Origin of the sequence: Streptomyces sp. DH41 (genome assembly GCF_029813785.1) — a bacterium.
Taxonomy (GTDB): domain Bacteria; phylum Actinomycetota; class Actinomycetes; order Streptomycetales; family Streptomycetaceae; genus Streptomyces.
Window position 1 is genome coordinate 30,404 of the sequence record NZ_JARVKY010000005.1, and the last position, 20,739, is coordinate 51,142.

The following is a 20,739-nucleotide window of genomic DNA, read 5'->3' on the forward strand; positions in this document are numbered from 1 at the left end:
GTGAGCGTGTTGCGAACTCAAAGGAGAACAGGAATGGAAAGTAACGAAAAGACCGTTCGCGAGGCTTACCGGCTCGCGGAAGGAAGCGTTCTCGACGGTGACGGCTTCCTGGCCTTGTTCACCGAGGACGGGTCGTTCAACGACATGTCGACCTCGCAGAGTTTCCGCGGAGAGAGGATTCCTCAGGTGATCGCGGGCCTCGCCCGCTCGTTCCCCGATGTACACCGTGAGCTGCTCGAGGTACATGCGTTCGGTGATGTCGTCGCCGTCGAGTTGCGAATCCAGGGCACGCATCTCGGAGGGTTTCCGACTCCGGTCGGCGAGATACCACCGACCGGGAACCGGATCGACGTGCCGGCGGCGGATCTCTGGTACCTCCGTGACGGAAAGATCGAAAGGTTCAATTGCTACAACTCGATGAGCGTGTGGCTTGATCAAATCGGGGTCCACCCTGACTTCAAGTCCGCAGTCGAAGCCACCGAGACAGCAGCCACGAGGGCGTGACTCTGCCGGTCAGCGCCGAGTATGCGACAAGACACTCCCTTCTTCGGGCCGCATACCCGGCGCTGCCTTCTGAACGAAGTTGTTGTTCGCACCCGGCCGCCGACACGACCCGGCAGGCCGACTCATCGAGTATCAGCAGCCCTGGCCGACAGGTAGGGCAACGACCCATATCGAGTGACGTGCTCCGGGCCCGCCTCCACGAGACACACGGCTGCGACGAGACCCCACCCCAAAGATCATCGAGGTACGCGGGGCCGGACTGCCCTTCCCCATGCCGCCAAGCCCTGCGCATCCGACGCTGACCGTGGACGGGTTCCACGCGTGCGCGAACCGTGGAGGGCTCGGCCTGCCATGAGTCCGTGACGATCACGAGAACCGGTCTTCAGCCGTCTGCTCGGCTTCAGTGAGCAGACCGCCGCCAACTGGACGGCCGAGAGCGGCGGCGAGGACGCCCCCTACGCCCCCCCCTACGCCCCCCCCTACGCCGCCCACCGGGCCAGCCGCGCAGCCGCCGCTCATCCGATGAGTCGGGGGATGAGGATGCGGCTGGACCAGCGGCTTCGGACCGCTGTGGGGCTTCGGCGGTGTCGTCCGTCCGCCTGTGTCGTTGTCTGCACGCGCGTTATCCGAGAGCTGGTTGACCGCCCATGGCGCTGAGGGTGGCGCCGTTCACGTAGCTGGCGTCGGGGGAGGCCATGAAGGCGATGGCCCCTGCGATCTCTTCGGGGTCGGCCAGGCGTTGGAGGGCGACGGCTTGTCCGGCTGATTCGAAGGCTTCACCGTAGGCGGCGGTGCCCTCTGTGCGGGTGGGGCCGGCGGCGATGGCGTTGACGCGGACTCCGGCGGGCCCGTATTCGGCGGCCCAGACGCGAGTGAGGGATTCCAGGGCGGCTTTGGTGGCGCCGTAGATGCCACTGCCGAGACCGGGGGTGCCGGCGGCGCCGCTGCTGACATTGATGATGGAGCCGTGTCCGCGTTCGGTCATGCCGGGGGCGAGGGCCTGGACGAGGAGGTAGGGGGCGCGCAGGTTGATGGCGATGTGGGCGTCGAAGGTGGCGGGGGTGGTGTCGGCGGTGCGGGCGAAGTGGAAGATGCCGGCGTTGTTGACCAGGATGTCGACCTGCCCGGCGCGTTCGGCCAGGTCTGTCACGTGTGCGGGGTCGGACAGATCAGCCGGCTCGAAGCGGGCTGTGGCGCCGAGGGCCTCAATGCGCTTCAAGGTGTCGGCCGCGCGTTCCTTGTCGCGGCCGTGGACGATGACGGCGGCGCCGTGGGCGGCCAGGGCCAGGGCAGTGGCCCGGCCGATACCGGCGGTGGCACCGGTGACCAGGGCGGTCTGGTCACCGAGGTCGTGCTGCATGGTCGTACTCGTTTCTGCGTGGCGTCGCGTGTGGGTGAGGGGTGGGTTACTGGGTGCGCTGGGCGGTCAGGACGGTGTCGTGGATGGTGACGTGCCGGCGGTCAGGTGTGGTGGCAGTGCGGGGGCGGGCGGCGCGGGTGACGGCCTTCCAGGCGGGTGCAGGCAGGTCGTTGATGAGGTCGTCGGCGGTGTAGAAGATGTCGGGCTCAGGCGGGCGGGGCATCGCGGTGTCCAGGTCGCTGGGGTGGTGGCCGATGATCACCAGATGTCCGTTGCTCGCCACCCGCGCGGCGAGGGCGGCGAAGACGGCGCGGCGCAGGGGAGAGGGGAAGTGGAGGAAGGAGGCGGTGATCAGGTCGTAGTGAGGCGCGTCGTCCTGGGGTGTCCAGGTGCGGATGTCGGCCGGTTGCCAGGTGAGGCGTCCGGTCAGTGCGGTGGGCGTGTGGTCGGCTGCGCGTGCGAGGGCCTGGGCGGAGAAGTCGGTGCCGGTGACCTGCCAGCCAGCCTGGGCCAGCCAGATGGCGTCGGCGCCCTCGCCGCAGCCTGCCTCCAGCGCCCTCCCCGGCGTCAGTGCGGTGACTTCTTCGGCGAGCGCGGGGTTGGGCTGCCCGCTCCACAGCGGGTCGGGGGCGTTGTAGCGCTGGTCCCAGAACGCGGCTTCGTAGCGGGGGTCGGTGTCACTCATCAGGCGTTCTCCAGGGTGTGGTCGGGAGCTGTGGTGATCAAGCGGGGGTGGTGTCGGGAGCGGGGATGCGGCGCGCCCAGAGGCCGAACAGGAGCAGGCCGGCCAGGGGGAAGGCGGCGGTCGCGAGGAAGGTTGCTCCCAGACCGCCCTCCAGTCCGCCGGTGGCGGAGAGCACGCTGGTCAGGACGGCCAGGCCCATGCCGCCGCCAAGCTGTTGCAGGCCCTGGTTGAGGCTGGCGGCGGCACCGATGTGTTCGGCGGGGGCCTGGTGCATGATCACGGCGGTGACGGGGGCGAAGGTGGCGCCGGCGCCCGCGCCGAGCAGGATCGAGGGCAGCAGCACGGTGACGATCGAGGTGTTCGCGTCGGCGTCGGCGGCCACCAGCGCCATCCAGGCGATGCCCAGCACCAGTCCGGCAAGGCCCGTACTGCCGATGACGCGCTCGCCCAGGAGCGGAAGCAGCCGTGGGGTGAGCTGGTTGGTGGCGATCAGGCCGACGGTGAAGGGCACCAGGGCAAGACCGGTCTGGAGAGGGGTGAAGCCGAGCACCTGCTGGGTGAGCAGGGTGGTGAAGAACAGGAAGCCGACCTGCCCGGCCGGGACGAGCAGCATCGACAGCAGGGGGCCGGCGCTGCGCATGGAGGAGAAGAACGCCAGCGGCATCACCGGATGCGGATGCCGGCGCTCACACACGATCAGGGCCGCGAGCGCGAGGGCGGCGACGGCGAACGACCCGAGAACCACCGGGCTGCTCCAGCCGCGGTCCGCGGCAGAGGTGAAGGCGAACACCAGCGCCACCATCGTCAGGATCGAGGACGTGGCGCCGCCGATGTCCAGCGAGGTGCGCCGACGTTCCATCTCCGACAGGTTGCGCACCGCTCCGAGCAGCACCACCAGCCCGATGGGGGCGTTGACGTACATCACCCACTGCCAGCCCAGCGTCTGTGTCAGCACCCCGCCCACCAGCAGTCCCACCGCTGCTCCAGCGCCGACGGTCATGACGAACAGCGCCATGGCACGCGAGCGCTGCGGGCCCGGCGTAGTGATCCCGATCAGCAGCACCATCACACTGGGCGCCGCCACCGCCGCTCCCACCCCCTGAAGGGCCCGCGCCGCCACCAGCACCCCAGCCGAGGGGGCCAGCCCTCCCGCGATGGAAGCAATCACAAAGACCACAACGCCCAGAACCAGGGCGCGGCGCGGCCCGATCATGGAACCGACCTTCCCGCTCAGCAGGATCAGGCCGCCGAAGGTCAGCGCGTAGGCGGTGACGACCCAGGACAGGCCCGCGCTGGAAAAGTCCAGATCACGGCCGATGTCGGGCAGCGCCACGTTAACGATCGAGGTGTCCACGACGAACATCAGCTGCGTCAGCACCAAAATCACCACCGCCAGCGCGACCGGTTCACGGCGCACCTTCACCGGGGCGCCGGGCGGCGCTGCGGCCCGCTGCACCTGTGCCACCTCGCTTCCGCTGTCTTTCCTCATTGCGCCTCTCCCTCCGGACGGCAGCCCCGGTCGGAGCGCCTCCCACCACCGTCGGCTCGCCCAGCACAACACGCAAAGATCCTTGCTGCGGTGGCAAGGTGGAGGGATGGACGAAGAAACGCAGTCGACGATGGCCGCGGTCGGCCCGCGCCTGAAAGGGCTGCGGACCCAGCGCAGCCTCTCTTTGACGGCCCTGGCGGAAGCCACCGGGATTTCCCTCAGTACGCTCTCGCGACTGGAATCGGGCCAGCGCCGCCCCACCCTCGAACTGCTCCTGCCCCTGGCCCGGGAACTGCGCGTGGACATCGGCCAGCTCATCGGCGCACCCCAGACGGGCGACCCCCGGCTACACCTCCAGCCCGTCACTCGCCACGGCATGACTATGCTCCCGCTCACCCGACGGGCAGGCAGCCTGCAAGCGTACAAATTGATCATCTCGCCGAAGATGCGCTCGCCCGAGCCCGAGCAGTCCAGCCACGAGGGCTACGAATGGATCTACGTCCTCGACGGCCGCCTGCGCTTGGTCCTGGGCGACAACGACCTCATCATGGGCCCCGGCGAAGCCGCCGAATTCGACACCCGCACCCCCCACTGGTTCGGCAACGCCGACGCCCACCCCGTCGAAATCCTCAGCCTCCTCGGCCACCAAGGAGAACGTGCACACCTCCGCGCCCGCACTACACCCCGCTGAGACCGCGTTTGAGATCGTGAGCGCCTGTTCGCGCCGTTGCTGCTGTCCGTGATGGGGCTCCGTCCGGCGGAGGTCTGCGGCCTGCGGTGGTCGGACATCGACCTGGACGCGGCCACGCTCGGCATCGCCAACACCCGGACCATGATGGGCAACCGCACGGTGGTGGAGAAGGACACGAAGAGTATGGCGGGGGAGCGTGTGTTGCCGCTCCCGAGCCTCGTACGGGAGGCGCTGAAGACGTTCCGCGCCACGCAGGCAATAGAACGCCTGCGTGGCGGGCGAGGGGTACGAGGGCGGCGGGAATGTGCTCGTGGATGAACTCGGGGGCGCTGAACGGTCGGCAGCTCCGAACGCGGGTCTACAAAAAATGGACGCAAACGGCCTTCGCAGGGTCCGTCTGTACGATGCTCGGGCGTCTTGCCTCACGTACCTGGCCAACAACGGGGTGCCGGATCACCTGCTCGCCAAGTGGGCCGGGCACACCGACGTGAAGACGACGAAGAAGTGGTACGTGAAGCCGGACGTGGCGGACCTGCTTCCAGTGGCGGGGGCATGGGGAGGTCTCGCAGGGGGCGTGTGACAGATCGTGACAGATGAAGGTGTGAACTCGTGACCGAAGCCAAGATCGAAACACTGCAATACCGCTTTGACGGGCCAGAACACCTCCCCGTGCTGATCTTGGGACCGTCCCTCGGTACTACATGGCACAGGTTGTAGAGACCGTCTATGGGCGTCCACGCCAGTCCAGGGTGCCCGTGTAAGGCCAGCTCAGAGCGTTTTGATCTGAAGGCGTCGACGCAGTTGGTGACCGGCGTGTGATAGCGGCGTTCGACGAGAAGCTCCGCAGGTGCAGTCCGGCAGGGCTCTTGAGCTGGTGGGTTTCTGCCTCTGTCTTGGGCGTCCTTTCACTTGGGTTCCTCCTCTCCGAGTACGGAGGCGGGGACGCGGTGACAGCGAGCCTCCAGGGTCGAGCCACAGCGTGCGCCCCGGAACTGTGCGCGGTCGACTGCGGCGCACACTCACACTCACTCGGCTGCGGCAGCCTTCGCCGCGAGACCTGCTCAACATCGACCCCGGGCACCTCAGCGATGACTTGATGTTCCGCATGACAGGCACTCTGGAACAGAGCTTCAAAAGCGTCCTGCGCCGCAACAAGGCCGGCGGCGTAGACCGGATCGCCCGTACCTCCGACTTTACGATCAAGATCCGCCAAGCCGTCGTGTCCCAGAGCCGTTACCACATCGAAGGCTGAGCGCTGCACAGGAAATGCTGCCGGGCGTTCCCACGGCTGATGATGCGATCGGCTCCTTGCTTGTGACCTGCCGCATCAGGTGAGCACCACCGGGACCGTGTCCATCGCGCTCGGACCGCGTGTAGCCGTGGACTGACCGGTTCGGTCAGGGGGCTGCTGTGACGGTCTGGTGCTGGCTGCCCAGTCCGTCTCCGCCGCAGGTGAGGGTGTCACCTGCGGAAAGGTAGTGCGGTGGGTTGAGGTCCTTGCCCGCGCCGAACGGGGTGCCGGTGTTGATCAGGTCTCCAGGCTCAAGGATCATGAACTGGCTCAGATGGCGGACGATGTGAGCCGGGCCGAAGATGATGTCCGCGGTGGTGCCGTCCTGGCGGCGGGCGCCCTTGTGGTCCAGCCACAGGCGCAGGTTTGAGATGTCGCCGAGATCGTCGGGAGTGGCCAGCCAGGGGCCGCAGGGGTTGAACGTGGGGGCGGACTTTCCCTTGAGCCACTGGCCTCCGCGTTCCTTCTGGAAGGAGCGCTCGGTGATGTCGTTGACGAGGACGTATCCGGCGATGGCCGCGGTGGCCGCGTCGTCGTCGGCCAGGTAGAGACTGCGGGTGCCGATGACGATACCCAGTTCGACTTCCCAATCAGTCTGCGTGGAGCCCCGCGGGATACAGATGGGGTCGTGCGGCCCGCACAGTGAGTTGGGTGCCTTGGAGAAGACGAGCGGTTCCCGGGGAGGCGGGGCGTGTGTGCCGGGGCCGCGGTAGTTGGCTCCGACGCCGAGGATCTGGTGGGAGCGGGCGATGGGGGCGCCGATCCGTTCGGTGACGAAGCGGTGGGTCGCTCCGGATGCGCGGCGGGCGGCGACGGCTTCCTCCAGGAGACGGGGGCCGCCGGCTGCGAAGAACGCCTGATTGTAGTCCTCGACCAGGTCGGAGACATCGACGTAGGTGTGTTCGTCGACCCTGACGACGGGCCGCTCATGGCCGGACGGGCCGATACGCATCAGCTGCATGGGGAGGTCTTTCGACGGCTGCCGCAGGCCGGGCACCACGGTGCCCGGCCTGCGGCGCGGAAGGTAGGTCAGCGGGCGGAGGGGGAGTTGGGTGCCGTCGCGCCGGCGGCCGTGGCCGCCTCCCGCACGGCGCCCGCGACGGCACCGGCGACCTTGTCGTTGAAGACGCTGGGGATGATGTAGTTCGGGTTGATCTCGTCCTCGGTCACCACGTCCGCGAGGGCGTGCGCGGCGGCGAGCATCATCTCGGTGTTGACGGTGCGGGACTGGGCGTCCAGCAGGCCGCGGAAGACGCCCGGGAAGACCAGCACGTTGTTGATCTGGTTCGGGAAGTCCGAGCGGCCGGTGGCGACGACCGCCGCGGTCTGGCGGGCGATCGCCGGGTCGACCTCCGGGTCGGGGTTCGCGAGCGCGAACACGATCGCGCCGTCCGCCATGGCGGCCACGTCGTCCCCGTCCAGGACGTTGGGGGCCGAGACGCCGATGAAGACGTCCGCGCCGTGCACGGCCTCCTTGAGGGTGCCGGTGAGGCCCTCGGGGTTGGTGTTGTCGGCGATCCAGCGCAGCGCCGACTCCGGGGCGGCGTCGACCAGGTCGGTGCGGCCGGCGTGCACGACGCCGTGGATGTCGGCGACGACGGCGTTCTTCACGCCCGCGGCGAGCAGCAGCTTCAGGATGGCCGTACCGGCCGCGCCGGCACCGGACATGACGACCCGTACGTTGTCGATGGGCTTGTCGACGACGCGCAGGGCGTTGGTCAGCGCGGCGAGGACGACGATCGCGGTGCCGTGCTGGTCGTCGTGGAAGACGGGGATGTCCAGGGCCTCGCGCAGCCGGGCCTCGATCTCGAAGCAGCGGGGCGCGGAGATGTCCTCGAGGTTGATGCCGGCGAAGCCCGGGGCGATGGCCTTGACGATCTCGACGATCGCGTCGGTGTCCTGGGTGTCGAGGCAGAGCGGCCAGGCGTCGATGCCGGCGAACCGCTTGAACAGGGCCGCCTTGCCCTCCATGACCGGCAGCGCGGCCTTCGGGCCGATGTTGCCGAGGCCCAGCACGGCGGAGCCGTCGGTCACGACCGCGACGGAGTTGCGCTTGATGGTGAGGCGGCGGGCGTCCTCGGGGTTCTCGGCGATCGCCATGCAGACGCGGGCGACACCGGGCGTGTAGACCATGGAGAGGTCGTCGCGGTTGCGGATGGGGTGCTTCGACGCCATCTCGATCTTGCCGCCGAGGTGCATGAGGAAGGTACGGTCGGAGACCTTGCCCAGGGTCACGCCCTCGATGCCGCGCAGCCGCTCGACGATCTCGTCGGCGTGCGAGGTGGAGGAGGCCGAGAGGGTGACGTCGATGCCCAGGCGGTCGGCATCGGAGTGGATCACGTCGAGGGCGGTGACCGAGCCGCCCAGCGCCTCCATGGTGGCCGTCAGCTGTGAGACGGCACTGCCGCCCGCGGGCACTTCGAGCCGGACGGTGATCGAGTAGGAGACGCTGGGCGCGCTCATGCGGACTGTCCTCATCTTCTGTGGAGCGGCGGGGATGGTGGTGCATCGCCGGCGGATGCGGCGGTGGGGGAGGTCAGGTGTCGGCGCCGACCTTTGTGGTGGTGTCGGTGCCGGTTTTGCTTCCGGCTTCGGTGTCGGCGGGTGCGGTTGCCGCTGGGGTGCGGGACTTCAAGATCGTGCGGGCTTTGTCGATGTCGAGGTCCTTCTCCCATTTGCCGATCACGATGGTGGCGACGGCGTTGCCGAGGACGTTGATGAAGACGCGGCCCTCGTTGAGGATGCGGTCGATGCCGACGATCAGCGAGAGGGCGGCCAGGGGAACGTGGCCGACGGCGGTGACGGTGCTGGCGAGGACGATGAACGCGCCGCCCGCGATGCCCGCGGTGCCCTTGCTGGTGAGCATCATGACGCCGACCATGATCAGCTGTTGCTGCCAGGAGAGGTCGATGCCCATGGCCTGGGCCAGGAAGAGGGAGGCCATGGTGAGGTAGACGGCGGAGCCGTCCAGGTTGAAGGAGAACCCGGAGGGGATGACGATGCCCACCACCGGGCGACCGATGCCGAGGGTCTCCAGCTTGCGCACCAGTTGGGGCAGGACGGCTTCGCTGGAGCAGGTGCTCAGGGCGACGAGGAGTTCGGCCTTGAGGAAGCGCATGAGGCCGAACAGGCTCAGGCGGCAGGCGCGCATGATGGCGCCGAGGACGACCACGACGTAGACGATGCAGGTCGCGGTGAAGAGGACGATGAGGTAGCCGAGCTGCTTGAGGCTCTCGGCGCCGTATGTGGAGACCACGGTGGCCAGGGCGCCGAAGGTGCCCAGCGGTGCCAGCCACATCACCCAGCCCACGATGCGGAACACGACGTCGGAGAGGGCCTTGATCCCGCGGGTCAGGGGTGCGCCGTCCTCGCCGGCCATGTTCAGGGCGACGCCGAAGACGATGGAGACCATGAGCGCGGCGAGGATGGCGTCACCGGTGATCGCGCCCAGCAGTGAGGTGGGGATCAGTGAGGAGATGAAGCCGGTGAAGGTGGCGTGCTCGGCGGCGGTCTCGGGTACGTCGTCCGCGTTGAGTGAGGAGGGATCGACGTGGAGACCGGAGCCGGGCTGGAAGATGTTGGCGACCACCAGTCCGATCAGCATGGACAGCAGCGACAGCACCAGGAAGTAGCCGATCGCTTTCACGCCGATCCGGCCTGCCTTGCGCAGGTTGTCCATGGAGGCGATGCCGGTGGTGACCACGCAGAAGACGACCGGGACGACGATCATCTTGACCAGGTCGATGAACCAGTCGTTGAGCGGCTTGAGTTCCTTGCCGAGCCCGGGGGCGAGGATACCGACGGCGATACCGAGGACCGCGCCCAGCACGACCTGGAACCACAGCTCACGTATCAGACGGTTCAGCCGTGACCGCTGCGGGCGGCCGGCGGCAGTAGTAGCGGATGTCATCGAGGGTGCTCCCTTGCACGACGATCGTGTCTGGCCCTGTCCCGTGGGGGGTGTGCGCGGGGGACGCGAAGCGGCTCGCGTCCCCCGTGGTCGTACGTGGCGCTTCGATGGAACTGCGCCGGCGGACGGCGCTCGCCGACGGCGGGCGCGTCACGGTGCGGTGTGTGAGTGCGGTGACAGTCAGCTGTGCAGGTCGCGCAGCACCTTGTAGAAGGCGGCCTTGCCCTCGAAGCCGATGCCGGGGATGTCGGTCAGGCCGACGCGGCTCTTCTCCACCACGGCGTCGTCGGCGAAGCCTCCGGTGGGCTGGAACTCGCCCGGGTAGGACTCGTTGCCGCCGAGCTTGAGGGCGGCGGCGATGTGCAGGGAGAACTGGTGCCCGCCGTGCGGGACGCAGCGCCGGGAGGACCAGCCGTGCTGCTTGAGCATGTCCTGGATGCGCAGGTACTCCACCAGGCCGTAGGAGAGCGCGGGGTCGAACTGGAGGGTGTCGCGGTCGGGGCGCATGCCGCCGTAGCGGATCAGGTTGCGGGCGTCCTGGAGGGAGAAGAGGTTCTCGCCGGTGGCGATGGAGCCGGCGTAGTGCTCGGCGACGGTGGCGTTGAGGTGGTAGTCGAGCGGGTCGCCGATCTCCTCGTACCAGAACAGGCCGTAGGGCTCGATCGCCCGGCCGTACTCCAGCGCCGTGCTGAGGTCGAAGCGGCCGTTGACGTCGACGGCGAGGCGGGAGCCGTCACCGCCGAGGACGTCGATGACGGCCTCGATGCGGCGCAGGTCCTCGACCAGGTCGGCACCGCCGATCTTCATCTTGACGACGTCATATCCCAGGTCGAGGAAGCCGCGCATCTCGTCCTGGAGGTCGGTCAGGGTCTTGCCGGGCGCGTAGTAACCGCCGGCGGCGTAGACGAAGACGGAGTCGTCGGGCTGTCCGTCGCCGTAGCGCTCGGACAGGTACCGGTACAGCGGCTTGCCTTCGATCTTGGACGCGAGGTCGAACAGGGCCATGTCGACGACGCCGACGGCGACGGAGCGCTCGCCGTGGCCGCCGGGCTTCTCGTTGTTCATCATCACGTCCCACGCCTTGGCGTGGTCGAAGCGGCCCTGTTCGTCCAGGAGGCTGCCGGGCTCGGCGGCGGTCAGGCGGGGCAGGATCCGGCGACGCAGGATCTCGCCGGCGCTGTAGCGGCCGTTGGAGTTGAAGCCGTAACCGACGACGGGCTTGCCGTCGCGGATGACGTCGCTCTCGATCGCCACGATCGAGCAGTCCATGGAGCTGAAGTCGATCCAGGCGTTGCGGATCGAGGAGCTGATCGGGACGACGCCCTCGTACACGTTGGTGATCTTCACGACCGCGCCTTTCTCATATCTTATAAGTTGCGTCGGTGTTAGGCTGAGGTGACGCGATGGGAACTGTCAAGAGGGGTGCGAGCACCCGGGAAGGATTTTCGGGGGGCGATGGCCGACACGAATCTCTTCGTCAGCAAGAGTGACTACGCCTACGCGGAACTGCGCGGACAGATCCTGTCGGGGACGCTTCCCGCCGGGACGCGGCTCGCGCAGTACGACCTCGCGGAGTCGCTGAACATGAGCATCACGCCACTGCGCGAGGCCATCCGCCGCCTCAGCAGCGAGGGCCTGGTCACCGTCGAGACGCATCGCGACGTCCGCGTGTCCACCATGAGTTCGGACGAGGCCCGGCAGCTGTTCGAGGTTCGCCTGTCCCTGGATCCCACGGCCGCGGAACTCGCCGCCCGGCGGCGCACCGACGAGGACATCGCCGTCATGCGGTCCGCCGTCACGCGGCTGCTGCCCGTCACCCGCCTGTGGGGCGAGGAGGCACTCACGGCCCACCGCGCCTTCCACCAGGCGCTCTACCGCGCCTCGCACAACGACGTCCTCATCCGCCTGCTGGACGACCTGTGGGACAAGTCCGACCGTTACCGGCGCCTCGGTCTCGAACTCCCGCCCGGCGACGAACCCCGCACCCGCGACCTCCAGGAGCACCACCAGCTCGTCGACCTCATCGAGGACGGCCGGGCCGCCGAGGCCGCTCAGCTGATGCGCGACCACATCACCCACAGCCTCACCGCCAACGCGATCAGCGCCCTGGAAGACCGTGAAGGCGCCCGTACCGGCTGAGGTGCTGATGGACATCCGTCAGCTGGAGTACTCTCGGCGATCGCATCGGGACGGTCCCGCACGTGAAATGGTCGCGCAACACCGCGTGGGTACGCTCAGTGGCGTCCGGAGGCAGTCCGTAGCCGTTGACCATGACCTCCTGCGACCTCAGCGCGGCCAAGTCCTGTTCGTGGATGCAGACGGGCACGTCGCAGTCGGCGATACCTGCGACGTGGTCCTCGTGTGCGTGGCTCACGAAGACCAGGTTCTTGCGGTGCCGCGGACGAGGACGGAGTTGGCGTAGGGGTAGGCGCCCCGTTCGGCGCCCACCAGGACGGTGACTCCGCTGTCGATGCTCGTGAGCCTTGGGAAGAGTGTGCCCCCGGCCGACGTGGCGTCCGGAGCGGGGTGCGGAATCAGCCGCGCAGCGCGAGGCGAAGTTCTTCGGCAGCGCCGCCCAGCGGAGAGCCGCTGCGAAGTCGGCGAGGAGGCGGCCCGTGTCAGCCGGGGTGCGGTTGGTGACGAACCATGGGGGGCTTGGGGGACAAGGCCGTCTTCCCGTGCAGGAGGGTCGGGGCGCAGGGTGGAACAGGCAGCGACGGCTTCGCCGCGGAGTGTGACCTCTTGGGCGATTTCGGCGAGCTGGTCTTCGAGGGGGCGGCCGGGGGCGTCGGCCCATTCGCTTGCCCGGTGTGGCCGGCCGCCGCCAGGACCAAGCGGCGGTGTAGGCACGGGGGAGGGCCGAGCGGAGATCTGATCCACGAGTACTTCTCGGCCGCGGGAGGTTCCTTCTCGGTCGGGAGGTGCTCGATCCTGTTCTCCTCGGACTTCGTACTCGGGTCCCTCGCCGTCGCCGTCGCCGAGCAGGACGCTGTTCAAGCCGTGAACTACGCGACGAATGAACGCCTGCAGCCCCGAGCCCAGGAGCTCGGGGCTGCGCCGGCCGTTATGGGCCGGGCTGTCGTCCCAGTGTGTGGTTGAGCGCCTGGATCAGTCGGTCATGTTGCCCATCTTCCAGACGGTCATGGACTTGACGGTGCTGCCGTCGCCGAAGAGACGCAGGCCGAGGGAGTCCTGGCGGAAGGGGTAGGCGCGGGTGGTGATGGACTTGTGGTTGTTCGCGTACGCCTCGACCATCGAGCGGTCAAGGAACACGTCGAGGGTCAGGGTGCCGTTGGAGAGAGCCAGCGGGCCCTTGTGGATGCCGAAGCCGGGTTCGGCGCTGGAGTTGTTCCCGGAGCGTGTCCGGTCGACGCCCAGCTGTCCGGCGGGGGCGTCGTAGAAGAGGCGGGTGCGTTCTTCGTCTCCGGGGCTGCGGAGCACGTCGAGGCCGAAGGTGTCGGCGCTGCCGCGTTCCAAGGTGAGCTTGATATGGAGCATGTCCCCCTTGATGCCGGCCAGTCGGGTGTTGGCGTCGGTGAGAGAGGTCGGCGTGCTGATGTCCAGGAGTGGTTCCCCGGTGTGGAGGCGGGAGACCTCCTCCACGGGGCGGAATCCGAGGTCGCCGTCGGGCCGCATGGACAGTTCGATGGGCAGGCCCGCGTTGTGGGCCCAGCCGGCGTCGTAGTGGGCGCGTTCGGTGCGGCGGTCCTGGGCGATGCTGAAGACGAGGGAGCGTCCCTTGTCGTCCACCGTTCCGCTGGGTCCGGTGAAGTGGTCGCCGTAGTCCATGAGCCGGGGTTCGGTGGTGTCGGGGGTCCAGCGGCGTGTCTGGGCGTCCCAGGTGCCGACCCAGTAGTAGACGTACTTGCTGCTGTACTCGCCGGGACCGGAGGGGAAGGCCGGGTTGACGAGCAGGGCCCGGCGCTCGCGGCCCTGGGCGTCCTTGCCGATGGGCAGGAAAGTGGGCAGCTCCCAGACCTGGCCGGTCTTGGGGTGGGCCGCCACGTCACCGGTCATCAGGGGACCCGAGTAGGTCCAGTCGGTGAGGTTCTTGGAGGTGTAGAGGAGGGCGGTGCCGCCGACGTCCTTGCCGTCGGTGGTCTGGACGCCGGAGCCCATCAGTTGGAACCAGGTGTCTTTCTCCTTCCAGACGAAGGGGTCGCGGAAGTCGCCGAAGCGGACCTTGTGTCCGGCACCGACGTCCAGGTCGGCGGTCTGGCTGGTGACGAGGGTGGGGTGCATCTTCCACTCGACCAGGTCGCTGTCGTCGGGGTCGACGGGGCGGGCGAGCCCGGTCGCCTGGTTGGGGCGCTGGGAGTCGTTGCCGGCGGTGAACAGCAGGACGGGCACGCCGTTCTCGTCGTAGGCGGCGTCACCGGACCAGACCCCGTCGGGGGCCACGCTGTCCTCGGTGGGCGCGAGGGCGACGGGCAGGTCGCGCCAGTGGACCAGGTCCTCGCTCACCGCGTGTCCCCAGGCGATGTTGTGCCAGTAGGGGCCGTGGGAGTTGTGCTGGTAGAAGAGGTGGTACTTGCCCTTGTACTGGATGGGGGCGTGGGGCTCGTTCATCCAGTGGTTCGGGGCGGTGAAGTGGTAGCCGGGACGGTAGCGGTCACCGTCGTACCGGGAGCGGTCCATCTCCATCCGGGCCTTGGGGGTGATGCCGCCCGCGAAGGTCTGCACGTCCTTCTGGTGGCCGGCTGTGACCGACGCCGGAGTGAGGGCGCTGTTGTGGACCTTCACCTCGTCGATGAGCCCGTTGAACATGTTGACGGCGAACGTGCCGTTGATGATGGCGGGCTGGTTGTGACGGCCGATGATCAGGGGGACGTCGGCCTTGGCCAGCCGTGCGCCGGTGGGGACGGTGGTCTGGGCGACCTGTTCGCCGTTGAGGAAGAGCCTGATCGCGCCCTCGCCCGGCGCGAACACGGCGGACAGGTGCGCCCACTCGCCCGCGGCCAGGGCCGCCTGCTTCGGGACCGTCACCTCGTGCCACGCGTCGCCGGTTCCGATGCCGAACTGCCACCTGCCGTGCCGGCCGACACCGAGGGAGAAGCCCCGCTTGGCCGCCTTGTCGTGCTGGTTGACGACGGCGGACGGCTTGCCTTCGTCTCCCCACTCGAACGCACGCGGTGCGACCCACGCCTCGACGGTCAGGCCGTCGGTGGGCAGCTGCGTCTGGGCTGCGGCGCGGGTGACCCAGGTGGAGTAGCCGTCGAACAACAGGGCGCCGGAGAGTACCCCGTCGGCTTCGTCCTTCGGGCGCCAGAGCGGGCCGCTGTCGGGCTTGTACTGCGCGTCGTTGAAGACGTAGCTGATGGGGTCGGCGGCCTGGCTGACCTTCTCCCTGGTCGTGGTCCCCTTCCCCTCGCTGAAGTCCCAGTGGGCGGCGAGTCCCCGCTGAGAGGGATCGGGTGCGGGGTCGGTGCCGACGCGGACGTCGTCGAGGTTGATGTGGCCCCAGCCGCCGGTGGCCTTGTCCACGACGGTGACGCGCAGCTGCTCGCCGAGGTGCGCGCGGGCGTCCCAGGTGACGCGTCGGTACGCCTCGTCGTCGGTGCCGGTGGCCTTGTGCAGAATGGTTCCGTCGCGGGTCGTCAGGGCCGCGTACAGGTCGTTCTCGTTGCGGCCGCCGGAGACCAGGACGCTGACCATGCCGGTACCGGTCAGGGTGAACGGCTCGGACGTCGCCGTCCCGGTGAGGGCGTCGCTGCCGGCGGCGAACCCCCACAGGTGGCGGGTGCCCGCGTGGTTGAAGCAGCAGCCCCAGCCCCAGCCGGTCTTGTCCGTGACGGCACCGTTGAACGCGGTTCCGGTGGTGGTCCAGCCCTTGAGGTCGCCGGTCTCGAAGCCGGGGTTCGACAAGGTTGCCGCGGTGGGTGCGGGGTCGGTGCCGACGCGGACGTCGTCGAGGTTGATGTGGCCCCAGCCGCCGGTGGCCTTGTCCACGACGGTGACGCGCAGCTGCTTGCCCAGGTGCGCGCGGGCGTCCCAGGTGACGCGTCGGTACGCCTCGTCGTCGGTGCCGGTGGCCTTGTGCAGAATGGTTCCGTCGCGGGTCGTCAGGGCCGCGTACAGGTCGTTTTCGTCACGGCCGCCGGAGACCAGGACGCTGACCATGCCGGTACCGGTCAGGGTGAACGGCTCGGACGTCGCCGTCCCGGTGGCGGCGTCACCGCCCGCGGCGAACCCCCACAGGTGGTAGGAGCCCTGCTGGTTGAAGCAGCAGCCCCAGCCCCAGCCCGGGTCGTCGGTGACCGCTCCGGTGAAGGCGGTTCCGGTGGTGGTCCAGCCGCTGAGGTCGCCGGACTCGAAGTCGGGGTTGGACAGGCTGGTCTCGGCCGCGTCTGCGGTCTGCGTCATCAGGGGTGATGTCAGGCCCAGGCATATCGCGAGTGCGAGCAGCAGACGCACCAGACTGTGTCTGGTCGCGGCTCTCGATGGTGCACGGGTTCGCATGCGAACCTCCGTCGGTGTGGGGTTGGTTGATCGGGCGGAAAGGACGTCGGCCCTCGGCGCGGCACGGTCCGCCCGTCGGCGCGTGCATCGGGCCGGAATCGGGGGTCAGGAGCGCCGGACGGGGACGTTGACGTCGGCGACGTTGATGTGACCCCAGCCCCCGTCGGCCCGGTCGACCACCTCGATGTAGATCCGGTCGCCGATGTGGGCGGAGAGGTCGAAGACGACGCGGTGGTACTGCTCGGTGCTACGGCCGGTGGCCTTGGCCAGGACCTTGCCGTCGTCGGCGCGGACGGCCGCCGCGTAGAGCCGGTCGGGGTCGTTGCCGCCGGACACGAGCAGGTCGATCACACCGTCTCCGCCGAGGAGCACGGTGGTGGAGCGCAGGACGCCGGTGGCGTCGTCTCCGCCCGCGTCCGGGTTGAAGCCCCACAGGTGGTGGCCTGCCGGGTCGTCTTCGGTCTCGGCCTGGTAGAAGGGGCCGCCCCAGCCCCAGTCGGTGCGGGTGGTGACGTTGGCGTCGCCGAAGGTCGTGCCGGAGACGACGGTCCATCCGGTGAGGTCGCCGGTGGCGAAGTCGTGGTTGGGCAGCGCGTCGACGTCCGCCGGGCGCGGCGGGTCGTACGCGGCGGGCACGGCCGGCGTGTCGTAGGCGCCGTTCATGCGCCAGACGTCCAGGGACACGACACGGGCCGATCCGCCCTCGCTGGTCAGCCGCAGGCCGGTGGCGTCCTCGCGGGTGGGATAGACGCGGCTGGTGATGCTGTGGGTGCCGTTGACGTACGCCTCCAGCATCGAGCGGTCGAGCAGGACCCTGAGCGCGAGGCGCCCGCCGTCGAGTGCGACGTTGCCTCCGTGGACGCCCTTGCGGACGTCCGGGTCGAGGCTGGAGCGACCGCGGTCGATCAGGAAGCGGTGCTCGGCCGTGTCGTAGGTCAGCAGGGTCTGTTCGGTGCCGTCGGCGCAGGCCCGTACCGCCAGGGTGATCGTGCGCGCGCCGCGCGGTTCGATGACGGCGCTGATGTCGAGCAGGTCGCCGGAGACTGCGGCGAGCCGCCGGTTCGCTTCCGCCACCGAGGTCTGCCGGATGCGGGCGAGTCGCTTGCCCCGCAGACCGGCGGCCTCGGCGATCGGTTCGACCCCGAGGGTTCCGTCCTGGCGCAGGGAGACGGAGACAGGCATGCCGGCGTTGTGCGCCCAGCCGGACTGGGCGTGCTGCTGCTCGGTGCGGCGGTCCTGGGTGATGCTGAAGATCACGGACCGGCCGTCGGGGGTGACGAAGCCGGAGGGGCCGGTGAAGTGCTCGCCGAAGTCGAACTCGCGGGGCTTGTCGTGGTCGGGCACGAAGCGGTGCTCGCGCTTGTCGAAGGTGCCGATCCAGTAGTACGTGTGCTTGACGGCGTTCGGGTTGAACCCCTCCCACCACGGACAGATCAGCAGGATGTGCTTTCCGGTGCGCCGGCCGCGGGGGCCGGGAAGCGGGAGGAGCACCGGCAGCTCCCACACCTCACCGGGCTCGGGCACCTTGGCGAGGTCGTTCCAGTGCAGCGGACCCTGGTAGGTCCAGGGCCCCTCGGGCCGGCGGGCCGTGTAGAGGAGAGCGGTTCCGCCATGCTTGCGGGTGACCTGAGCGCCGTCGTAGTCGACGATGCCGCTGCCGACGAGCTGGTACCAGACGCCGTCCTCCTCCCAGACGAACGGGTCGCGGAAGTTCTCCGCCCACGCGGTTCCCGGGCCGGCCGGCAGACCGGCCGGGGCTTCGGTGACCGGTTCGGAGCGCATCGTCCAGGTGGGCAGGTCGGTGTCACCGTCGGCCTGGTAGGTGGACAGGGCGAGGCCGGTGCGCTGGCGGTAGGGCAGGCGGTCGTCGCCGCCGGTGAAGAAGAGGACTGGTCCGCGGTCGCCGTCGACGCAGGCGGAGCCCGACCAGATGCCGTCCGGGCCGGGCGAGTCCGCGGCGGGGGCGAGGGCGATGGGAAGGTCGCGCCAGTGCACCATGTCGGTGCTGACGGCGTGCCCCCAGTGGATCTGCCCCCAGAACGGTCCGAGCGGGTCGTGCTGGTAGAAGATGTGGTACTTGCCCTTGAAGTACACGGGCGCGTGCGGCTCGTTCATCCAGTGCCAGGGCGGCAGCATGTGGAACTGGGGGCGGTGCCGGTCGCCGTCGAAGCGGGTCCGGTGGGGGGCCAGGTCCGGGCGGGGCACGCGGTGACCGGGCAGGGCGGCGGTCTTCTCGGAGTGCTCGCGCTGTGCCGTCGCGTCGTCCAGGGCGCCCGGGCGGATGACGAGGCTGTCCATCAGGCCCATGTACATGTTGGCGTGGAACTCGCCGTTGAGCAGGGTCGGGTGGTTGTGCTTCCCGATGAGGAGAGGCTCGCCGGACGCCGGTTCGGGGGCCTTGTCCGGGGTGGTGGCGGTGCCGATCAGGCGGCCGTCGAGGTAGAGACGCAGCTGGTGGGCGGCCGGGTCGTAGGTGGCCGCGACGTGGCTCCACCGGCCTTTGGCGGCCGGACGGTCCGGGGCGCCCTTGACCTCGATCAGGTCGGTGCCGAAGCCGAGCTGGAAGACGATCTGCCCGAAGCGGCGCAGTCCGAGCAGGAAGCCGGTCCTGGCGCCCGGGTCGTGCTGGTTGACCAGGGCCTGGGGCTTGCCGTCGATGCCGTGCTCGTAGGCGTACGGGGCGATCCACACGTCGACGGTCACGCCGTCGGCGAGGTCGAGCTTGCCCGGCCCTTCGGCGGTGACGTAGGTGGAGCAGCCGTCGAAGTACAGGGCCCGCCCGCGTACGCCACGGCGGCGTACGGGGTCGCTGTCGGGCTTGTACCGGGCGTCGTTGAAGACGTACTCCACCGGGGTGGCCGATCCGGAGACCGCCTCGCGGGCGACCGTGCCGGACCGCTCGTCGAAGTCCCAGCGGGCGGTGGGCTTCTGCGGGCCGGACCGACCGCCGGCGGCGGCGAAAGCGGGCGAGAACGAGAGGGGCACGACGGCGCCGCCGACGGCGGCGGACACGACCGCGAGCGCGGTTCTTCTCCTCATGCTGGCTCCTGGGATGGGTGACGGACGGCGACCTGACGGGATGCCAATTCGATTTAGGTGATGGATCGGCATGGTTCGCGCGCCGTCTCCGCTAAAGCAAGAGCTAACGCACACGGATCTCAACTTCGCGTTGCCCAACAGCGGATGAATCGCCATAGATCGCCACTGTTACGTAGGCGAGATGTCCGGGGTATTGACAGCGCATGACAGGTGGAGCACTCTCATCGCGTCCTGCTAATCCGATTTAGCCGAGCGGAGCTGATCCACTGATGTCCGAACGCCGCGTGACCATGGCCGACGTCGCCCGCGAGGCGGGCGTGTCGCCGACGACCGCGTCGTTCGCCCTGTCCGGCCGCACCGACATGCGCATCTCGGACGCCTCCCGGGAACGGGTTCTGGAAGCGGCCAGGCGACTGGGCTACCGTCCGAACGTCACCGCGCGCAGCCTCCGGACGAAGTCCACGCAGACCATCGGGCTCGTATCGGACCGGATCACCACCACGCCGTTCGCCGGCGACGTCATCCGCGGCGCCATGGAGGCCGCCCGCGAGCAGGACCACCTGCTGTTCATCACAGAGGCCGGCGGCGACCGCGCCGCCGAGTCGTCCCTGGTCCACGCCCTGCTGGACCGCCAGGTCGACGCCGTGATCTACGCATCCATGTTCACCCGCTACGTGACCCCGCCGAAGGAGCTGTTCGGCCGCCCGGTGGTGCTGCTGAACTGCCTGGCCCCGGGTTTCGACGCCCCCTCCGTCGTCCCGGACGAACTGGAGGCCGGCCGGGACGCGGCCCGCGCCCTGCTCGCGGCCGGCCACACCGGGGGCATCTGGGCGATCGGCGGCCACCAGGCCGTCCCGGCCACGCCGGAGGGGATCATCGCCGGCAACGAGCGCATGCGCGGCCTGGAGGAAGTACTGCGCGAGGGCGGCGCCCACCTGGACGGCGTCATCGAGAGCGACTGGGACACGCTGGACGGCTACCGGGAGGTGTCCGCCCTGCTGGCGGCTGGGACCCGTCCCCGGGCGCTGGTGTGCCTGGCCGACCGGGTGTCCTTCGGCGCCTACCAGGCGCTCGGTGAGGCGGGGCTGTCGGTGCCCGGCGACGTGTCGGTGATCTCCTTCGACGACCAGGACATCGCGTCCGTGCTGCGTCCGGCCCTCACCACACTGAAGCTGCCGCACTACCAGCTCGGACGCCTCGCCGTGGAGTTGATCCTCCGCGGCGGGCCGCTCGAAGCGGCCGTACACCGCGTGCCCATGCCACTGCGGGAGCGCGCCTCCCTCGGTGCCCCCGCCGGGGAGTGACACCGGC

The 20,739-nt window shown here is 69.2% G+C and carries 17 protein-coding genes; 8 read left to right on the forward strand and 9 right to left on the reverse strand.

All coding sequences use genetic code 11. From position 1 onward, the window contains the following. Nucleotides 1–33 precede the first annotated feature (33 nt). Nucleotides 34–504 carry a nuclear transport factor 2 family protein gene (locus QC283_RS10775; RefSeq protein WP_279561195.1) on the forward strand — a complete coding sequence of 157 codons (471 nt, stop codon included), beginning with the start codon at nt 34–36 and terminating at the stop codon, nt 502–504. 622 nt (nt 505–1,126) lie between these two features. Here QC283_RS10775 and QC283_RS10780 read toward each other — a convergent pair. Genes QC283_RS10780 through QC283_RS10790 form a run of 3 tightly spaced genes read right to left on the reverse strand, consistent with a single transcriptional unit; the run spans nt 1,127 to nt 4,038 of the window. Continuing rightward, nucleotides 1,127–1,864 (reverse strand): SDR family NAD(P)-dependent oxidoreductase, encoded by a 738-nt coding sequence (locus QC283_RS10780; protein WP_279561196.1) that lies wholly within the window; start codon nt 1,862–1,864, stop codon nt 1,127–1,129. 46 nt (nt 1,865–1,910) lie between these two features. Next, nucleotides 1,911–2,549 carry a class I SAM-dependent methyltransferase gene (locus QC283_RS10785; protein WP_279561197.1) on the reverse strand — a complete coding sequence of 213 codons (639 nt, stop codon included), beginning with the start codon at nt 2,547–2,549 and terminating at the stop codon, nt 1,911–1,913. A 37-nt stretch (nt 2,550–2,586) separates the two neighbouring features. After that, a complete protein-coding gene (locus tag QC283_RS10790; RefSeq protein WP_279561198.1) occupies nt 2,587–4,038 on the reverse strand; it encodes an MFS transporter in 1,452 nt (483 codons plus the stop codon). 106 nt (nt 4,039–4,144) lie between these two features. Here QC283_RS10790 and QC283_RS10795 point away from each other — a divergent pair, with 106 nt between their 5' ends. From QC283_RS10795 to QC283_RS10810, 4 genes are all read left to right on the forward strand, one after another. Beyond that, nucleotides 4,145–4,729 (forward strand): helix-turn-helix domain-containing protein, encoded by a 585-nt coding sequence (locus QC283_RS10795; protein WP_279561199.1) that lies wholly within the window; start codon nt 4,145–4,147, stop codon nt 4,727–4,729. A gap of 51 nt (nt 4,730–4,780) precedes the next feature. Next, nucleotides 4,781–5,047 carry a hypothetical protein gene (locus QC283_RS10800; RefSeq protein WP_279561200.1) on the forward strand — a complete coding sequence of 89 codons (267 nt, stop codon included), beginning with the start codon at nt 4,781–4,783 and terminating at the stop codon, nt 5,045–5,047. Between the two features lie 49 nt (nt 5,048–5,096). After that, the gene (locus QC283_RS10805) at nt 5,097–5,309 is read left to right on the forward strand and encodes a tyrosine-type recombinase/integrase (protein ID WP_279561473.1); all 213 of its coding nucleotides are present in this window, start codon (nt 5,097–5,099) and stop codon (nt 5,307–5,309) included. Nucleotides 5,310–5,834: 525 nt separating this feature from the next. Further along, nucleotides 5,835–5,981: a hypothetical protein gene (locus QC283_RS10810; RefSeq protein ID WP_279561201.1), complete on the forward strand. Its 147-nt coding sequence runs from the start codon at nt 5,835–5,837 to the stop codon at nt 5,979–5,981. A 145-nt stretch (nt 5,982–6,126) separates the two neighbouring features. Here the strand turns inward: QC283_RS10810 and QC283_RS10815 are convergent, their stop codons facing one another. From QC283_RS10815 to QC283_RS10830, 4 genes are all read right to left on the reverse strand, one after another. After that, entirely contained in the window at nt 6,127–6,981 is an 855-nt protein-coding gene (locus QC283_RS10815) for a fumarylacetoacetate hydrolase family protein (RefSeq protein WP_279561202.1), read from the reverse strand. A 68-nt stretch (nt 6,982–7,049) separates the two neighbouring features. Further along, complete coding sequence (locus QC283_RS10820; RefSeq protein WP_279561203.1) at nt 7,050–8,483, reverse strand: NAD-dependent malic enzyme; 1,434 nt, start codon at nt 8,481–8,483, stop codon at nt 7,050–7,052. A 73-nt stretch (nt 8,484–8,556) separates the two neighbouring features. Further along, the gene (locus QC283_RS10825) at nt 8,557–9,930 is read right to left on the reverse strand and encodes a cation:dicarboxylate symporter family transporter (protein WP_279561204.1); all 1,374 of its coding nucleotides are present in this window, start codon (nt 9,928–9,930) and stop codon (nt 8,557–8,559) included. Nucleotides 9,931–10,110: 180 nt separating this feature from the next. Then, nucleotides 10,111–11,277, reverse strand: a complete 1,167-nt coding sequence (locus QC283_RS10830; protein ID WP_279561205.1) for a mandelate racemase/muconate lactonizing enzyme family protein — start codon at nt 11,275–11,277, stop codon at nt 10,111–10,113. Nucleotides 11,278–11,385: 108 nt separating this feature from the next. Here QC283_RS10830 and QC283_RS10835 point away from each other — a divergent pair, with 108 nt between their 5' ends. Both QC283_RS10835 and QC283_RS10840 read left to right on the forward strand, forming a co-directional pair. Further along, a complete protein-coding gene (locus QC283_RS10835) occupies nt 11,386–12,069 on the forward strand; it encodes a GntR family transcriptional regulator (RefSeq protein WP_279561206.1) in 684 nt (227 codons plus the stop codon). Nucleotides 12,070–12,585: 516 nt separating this feature from the next. Further along, entirely contained in the window at nt 12,586–13,029 is a 444-nt protein-coding gene (locus QC283_RS10840; RefSeq protein ID WP_279561207.1) for a hypothetical protein, read from the forward strand. Nucleotides 13,030–13,038: 9 nt separating this feature from the next. On the opposite strand, the gene QC283_RS10845 is transcribed toward QC283_RS10840, so the two are convergent. Beyond that, the gene (locus QC283_RS10845) at nt 13,039–16,293 is read right to left on the reverse strand and encodes a GH32 C-terminal domain-containing protein (protein WP_279561208.1); all 3,255 of its coding nucleotides are present in this window, start codon (nt 16,291–16,293) and stop codon (nt 13,039–13,041) included. A 201-nt stretch (nt 16,294–16,494) separates the two neighbouring features. Further along, nucleotides 16,495–19,428 (reverse strand): GH32 C-terminal domain-containing protein, encoded by a 2,934-nt coding sequence (locus QC283_RS10850; RefSeq protein ID WP_279561209.1) that lies wholly within the window; start codon nt 19,426–19,428, stop codon nt 16,495–16,497. Nucleotides 19,429–19,697: 269 nt separating this feature from the next. On the opposite strand from QC283_RS10850, the gene QC283_RS10855 reads away from it, so the two are divergent. Then, on the forward strand, nt 19,698–20,732 hold the full coding sequence (locus QC283_RS10855) for a LacI family DNA-binding transcriptional regulator (protein WP_279561210.1): 1,035 nt from the start codon (nt 19,698–19,700) through the stop codon (nt 20,730–20,732). Nucleotides 20,733–20,739 lie beyond the last annotated feature (7 nt).